This is a genomic window from Cupriavidus sp. WS (assembly GCF_000395345.1).
In the GTDB taxonomy this organism is placed as follows: Bacteria; Pseudomonadota; Gammaproteobacteria; order Burkholderiales; family Burkholderiaceae; genus Cupriavidus; species Cupriavidus basilensis_B.
Genome location: NZ_AQPL01000190.1, coordinates 1 through 5,364, shown reverse-complemented (window position 1 = coordinate 5,364; position 5,364 = coordinate 1). Strand labels below are relative to the sequence as shown.

The following is a 5,364-nucleotide window of genomic DNA, read 5'->3' as shown; positions in this document are numbered from 1 at the left end:
GCCACATGGCGCGCGCGGGGTGCAGCTGCGCCAGCACCGCGGCCACCGCCCAGGCGGCGAAGAACGCGCGGATCTCGGCGTCGGGGCGGTGGGCCATCGCCACCGGCAGCAGCCGGTTGGCCCAGAAGTAGGCCGCGAACGCGATCGGCAGGCCGGCGACGGCGCCGATGTTGAGCGCGTCCACCAGCCGCAGTCCGAACGAGGGGCGGGCGCCGGCGGCCAGCGCCTTGGCCTGCCGCTGGCGCGTCTTCACGCCCCACAGCAGCGCGCCGGTGGCGACCATCACGCAGCCCGACAGCCCGCTGACGAAGAACAGCGCGCGCAGCAGCGGCCCGGCGAAATGCGCCTCGTGCAGGCCGACCATCACGCCGCGCGTCTGGCTGGCGGGTGCCGGCGCGTCGCCGCTGGTGGCGACCAGCTTGCCGGTGGCGCCGTCGAAGCGCATCGACGGCTCGTCGACGGACAGCGCGCCGGCGCTGCCGCGCGAGATGGTGACGGTGGCGTTGGCGTCGCCGGCCAGCGTGATCGCCACGCGGCTCGGTCCGGCGCCGTTCCAGTGCCGCATGGTCTGCGCGACCAGCGGCGCCACCGGCACCAGCGGCGCGGCCTGGCCGCTGGGCTTGCCCAGCGGCGCGCGGCCGAAGGCTTCGTTGTTGAAGGCCTGCAGGTCGCCGCGGTAGGCCGTCTGCACGCCCCACGGCATGTACATGAACATCAGCGTCACCAGCCCGGTGTATGTGATCATCAGGTGGAACGGCAGGGCCAGCACGGCGGTGGCGTTGTGCGCGTCGAGCCACGAGCGTTGGCCCTTGCGCGGGCGGAACGTGAAGATGTCCTGGAAGATGCGCCGGTGCGTGATGACGCCGCTGAGGATGGCCACCAGCATGCACATCGCGCACGCGCCGATGATCCAGCGCGCCCACAGCGGCTGCATGTAGTACAGGTCGAAGTGCAGGCGGTAGAGGAACTCGCCGCCGCGCGTGTCGCGCACGGTGCCGAGGAAGGCGCCGGTGGCGGGGTCCAGCGTGCGGCTTTCGAAGCGGCCGCGGCTGCCGCCGATGCCGGAGCCGGGCTCGCCGGGCGCGCGGATCCACAGCACCTGCGTCACCGGGCTGCGCTCGTCGGGCAGGCTGATGAACCAGCGCGGCGAGCGCGGCGCGTTGCGCTGCAGGAACGCCACCGCGCGGGCGGCGGCCTCGGCGGGCGGCACCGGCGCGGCCGCCGCGCGGTGCAGCTCCGGTTTCATCCACAGCGTGATCTCGTCCTTGAAGTAGCTGGCCGTGCCGCCGCAGAACACCAGCAGCAGCACCCAGCACACCAGCAGGCCGGACCAGCCATGCAGCCACGCCATCGACTGGCGCAGGCCGGCCCTCATGCGCCGCTCCGCACGGCGGCCAGCGCGGCCGCGAGGATGGTGCCGAGGACGGCGGCGGCCACCCCCAGCCCGGTCCACGCGCGCCATGCGCTGCCCACGGCGAACACCCACAGCACGGCGCATGCGTACAGCGAGAACGACAGCAGCGTGGCGGTCATCACCGCCTCGGCCGGCGGCATCGGCAGCACCACCGCCAGCAGGCCGGTGGCCAGCGCCGCCAGCACGTAGCAGCCGCCGATGGCGGCCACCACGCGCGAGGCCACGCCGAGGCGATAGCGGCCGTTGCGGCTCAGGCGCATGCGCGCGCCTCCGGGGCGGCCGTGCCGGGCACGACAGTTGTTCGCGAGGCGGTGGAAATGAGGCGAGGCATTGGCTATATGTCCTATGGAGGCGGCAGCGTTGCGCGGTGGCCGGCCGCCGCGCGCAAGCCGCATATGATAATCGTTCTCATTTGAATTGTGTGATTTCCAGCAGCTTCGCGGTGGCTTTCGCGCAGGGGGAGAGGCCGCTCGCGGCCGCCGCCCGGCGGGCATTCGTGCCGTCCGGGGAGGCGGCTTCCGCGCTCGGCTATCATGTGCGAGCTTCAGGGTCAGGGGTGTGCGCAGAGCGCCGCATGATGAACCGTCTACCCGCATCTTCTATTGGTTTTTAATCGTGTCTATCGCTATCGCCCCCGCCGCCTCACCGGACCCTTCATCGGACCTTCCTTCGGACCTTCCTCCGGCCGTTCCCGCCGATGTCTCGGCCGACGTTTCCCCCGACGTGAAGAGAGTCGCAGCCATTGTCTGGATCCGGGTCCAGATGGAGCGGCTGGGCATCACCGCCGAGGACATCGAGGCCGCGCTCGCGGCAGCGGCGCCGGCGGCGGGTGTGGAGGGTGTGGAGGATGAGGCGGTGGATGCGCCGGCAGCGGAGCAGGCGCCTGCGGCGGCCAGGCCGGCCGCAACGCTGGTCGTGGAGCCGCTCGGCCCGACCGCCGGCCTGCTGCCGGCGGCGCCCGTCACCGCGCCGCCGGCGACGCCGCGGCAGCAGCGCAAGAAACGGCTGGGCCAGCAGAACGCGGCCAACGCCCAGGCGGCGCTGGCTATGCCGGCCGCGGCGCCGGCCGAGGTTTCGGCGCAGCCGGAAGCCGGAGGGAAGATCGAGCGGAAGGATGAGCGGATGAGTGCGCGGGCAGACGCGCCGGCCAGCCGGCCGCCGCGCGAGGCGCAGGCCGAACCGGCGCCGGCCGCCGCGCCCTCAGCCGCACCTTCCGCCACCCCCGCGCGCCGCTACCGCAACGCCGAAGGCCAGGTGTGGGACGGCGAGGGCGCGATGCCCTCATGGCTGGTGCGCGCGGTCAATGCCGGCCAGTCGGTCGAGCATTTCCGCGTGAGCTGATCCGCGCGGACCGGTCCGCGTGCGTCGGCGGCGGGCCGCCGGCCTGCCGCCGCGGCGTTCGCGTCAGCCCTGCTCGTTGCGCAGCACGCGGCAGCGGATGAACGCGCTTTCCTGGTCCAGCGCGGCCACCAGTTCGGCCGACGGCGCCTTGTCGAGATCGGTCACCACATAGCCCATTTCCCCGCGCGTCTGCAGGTGCTGCGCCACGATGTTGACGCCGTCGCGCGCGAGCAGCGTGTTGAGCGCGGCCAGCGCGCCCGGCGCGTTGCCGTGCACGTTGAGCAGCCGCGCCGGCGAGGTCAGCGGGCCCGGGCTCACCTCGGGGAAGTTGACCGCGCCGACGGTGTCGCCGGTGCGCAGGAAGGCGATCAGCTTGGTGGCGACCTCGGTGCCGATGTTTTCCTGCGCCTCTTCCGTGCTGCCGCCGATGTGCGGCGTCAGGATGGCGTTGGGCACGCCCTGCAGCGGGCTGGTGAAGCGGTCGGCGTTGGTCTTCGGCTCCTCGGGGAACACGTCGATGGCCAGGCCGGCGATGTGGTTGTCGTCGCAGGCCGCGCGCAGCGCCTCGATGTCCACCACGGTGCCGCGCGAGGCATTGATGAGGATCGCGCCGCGCTTGAACTGGCGCAGCACGGCGGCGTCGATCATCTTCTTCGTCTGCGCGGTGGCCGGCACGTGCAGCGTCACGATGTCCGCGTGCGACACCGCGTCGGCCAGCGAGCGCGCCGCGCGCGCCGAGCCCAGCGACAGCTTGGCCTGCACGTCGTAGTACACCACCCGCATGCCCATCGCCTCGGCCAGCACGCCCACCTGCGAGCCGATGTTGCCGTAGCCGACGATGGCGATGGTCTTGCCGCGCGCCTCGAACGAGCCGCTGGCGCCCTTGGCCCACTTGCCTGCGTGCGCGAGCGTGTTCTTCTCCGGCACGCGGCGCAGCAGCAGGATGGCCTCGGCGATCACCAGCTCGGCCACCGAGCGCGTGTTCGAGAACGGCGCGTTGAACACCGGCATGCCCGCGCGCGCGGCCGCGTCGAGGTCGACCTGCGAGGTGCCGATGCAGAAGCAGCCGATGGCCAGCAAGTGGCGGGCGGCCTCGATCTCCGGCGCGCCCAGGTGCGTGGCGGAGCGGATGCCGAGGATCTGGTGCGCCTGCGGCGCGCGGTGCAGTTCTTCGCCGGCGAGCGCGCCGCTGCGGCGCTCCACGGTGACGAGCGCTTCCTTGAAGCGTTCTACGGCGGTGTCGTGGATGTTTTCGAGCAGGAGAGCAGAAGTCATGGCGATGGCGGGAGTGGCGGCAATGGCGGAAGCGGAGGCGGGCGGCGCGCGCGGTGCCGGGCGCGGGCACGGCGAGAAACCGGGACCGTCATGGTAACGCAGGCGGCTGCCGCGCACAGAACACCCACATTGCCGCCAATGGCAAAGGCGGTGTGCCTCGGGAGGCGCGCGGCGCCCGCTTACTTCGGCAGCAGGTCCTGCAGGTCGCGCAGCGTCGCGCCGCCGGGCACGCCCGGCGTGGCGGCCGGGTTGGCGGGCGCCTGACCCGCGGCCGGGCCGTGCGCCACCACCGCGGCGCCCGCGCCGTCCGCCGCCACGGGCGGCCGGATGGGCGCGCCATGCACGATCACCGGCACCGCCGCCGGGTCCAGCCGGCCGTTCTGGCCCAGCGCGATCGGCGCGCAGCCGTTCAGGAAACCGTCTTTCTTCAGGTTGTTGGTGAGGTCGATGGCGAACACCGCGGCGCGTTCCTCGATCGGGATCGCCGTGGAGCCGCGGCTGAAGGTGTACTGGCCCTTCCAGACCGGGCGCCGCAGCCGGACGTCGGTCAGCGTGCTGGCGTAGCGGATCGACAGGCGCTGGCCGTAGGCGCTGAGCACGCCGCCGCCGCTGGAGATGGTGAGCAGCGCGTCGGCGTGGAACGCGCGCATGCGGCCGTTGATGGCGTTCGGGTCCAGCTCCAGGCCGGACAGCTCGTCATAGGCCGCCGCCACGCCGCACTGCCCGGCCACCTCGCGGAACTTGGCGGCGAAGGCCTGCGAGAAATCGCTGTCCCAGCCCATGCCGGTCATGCCCACCACGTACAGGCGCGTGGGTTTGCCGCTGTAGTCGGTGGCGCGCGTGGAGACGCCGACGGTCGCCGGCGCGCAGCCGCCGAGCAGCAGGGCGGCGGCCACGGCGGCGGCCGTGGCGGCGCGACGCATGGAATGCATGCCCGTGGACGGAGGGCAGGACAGGGAGGGCGTGCCGTGCTGTTTCACGTTATTTCACGTAGGAAAAGTAATAGGGGCTGGAGACCGAGCGCATCACGTAGCGCCCGCCGGCCTCGGTCAGCCGGTAGCACGTCTGCATGGTCCTGAACTTGGGGTTGTCCATGTCGATGCAGACCTGGCCGCTGTCCGGCTCGATACGGTAGCGGCCCGGCGAGTAGCCGCGGCTGACGGCATTGGTCACGTCCAGCTCGCCGCTCTCGCGGATGTTCAGCCACAGCGTGATGCCGGACGGCGCGGTGGCGTCCACGCGCCCGAGATGCGTGAAATGCGCGGCCAGCTCGGCGCCGGTCAGTTGCCGGTCCTGCGTGCCGGCCGGCAGCGGTTGCGGCGCCGCCGGCGGCA

Annotated in this window: 5 protein-coding genes and 1 pseudogene; 1 reads left to right on the top strand and 5 read right to left on the bottom strand. The window is 72.6% G+C overall.

Annotated features, from left to right (window positions below):
* The coding region (locus tag K206_RS0115915; protein ID WP_020203385.1) for a PepSY domain-containing protein at positions 1–1,375 on the bottom strand (1,375 nt) is incomplete at its 3' end.
* Complete coding sequence (locus K206_RS0115910) at positions 1,372–1,674, bottom strand: DUF3649 domain-containing protein (protein ID WP_020203384.1); 303 nt, start codon at positions 1,672–1,674, stop codon at positions 1,372–1,374. The genes K206_RS0115915 and K206_RS0115910, both read right to left, overlap by 4 nt.
* Positions 1,675–2,590: 916 nt before the next feature.
* Here K206_RS0115910 and K206_RS41145 point away from each other — a divergent pair.
* Positions 2,591–2,755: pseudogene (locus K206_RS41145) on the top strand (H-NS family nucleoid-associated regulatory protein); the annotation flags it as partial.
* Positions 2,756–2,818: 63 nt separating this feature from the next.
* Here the strand turns inward: K206_RS41145 and serA are convergent.
* The 3 genes from serA to K206_RS43720 all read right to left on the bottom strand — a co-directional run.
* A complete protein-coding gene (gene serA, locus K206_RS0115900; protein WP_020203382.1) occupies positions 2,819–4,030 on the bottom strand; it encodes a phosphoglycerate dehydrogenase in 1,212 nt (403 codons plus the stop codon).
* Between the two features lie 179 nt (positions 4,031–4,209).
* On the bottom strand, positions 4,210–4,953 hold the full coding sequence (locus tag K206_RS0115895) for a hypothetical protein (protein ID WP_196812884.1): 744 nt from the start codon (positions 4,951–4,953) through the stop codon (positions 4,210–4,212).
* A gap of 58 nt (positions 4,954–5,011) precedes the next feature.
* Positions 5,012–5,364: hypothetical protein (locus K206_RS43720; protein ID WP_043366754.1), on the bottom strand; the 353-nt coding region annotated here is incomplete at its 5' end.

Coding starts and splice junctions, on each gene's coding strand:
- K206_RS0115910 (WP_020203384.1), bottom strand. CDS start 1,674: ATGCGCCTGAGCCGCAACGGCCGCTATCGCCTCGGCGTGGCCTCGCGC.
- serA (WP_020203382.1), bottom strand. CDS start 4,030: ATGACTTCTGCTCTCCTGCTCGAAAACATCCACGACACCGCCGTAGAA.
- K206_RS0115895 (WP_196812884.1), bottom strand. CDS start 4,953: ATGCGTCGCGCCGCCACGGCCGCCGCCGTGGCCGCCGCCCTGCTGCTC.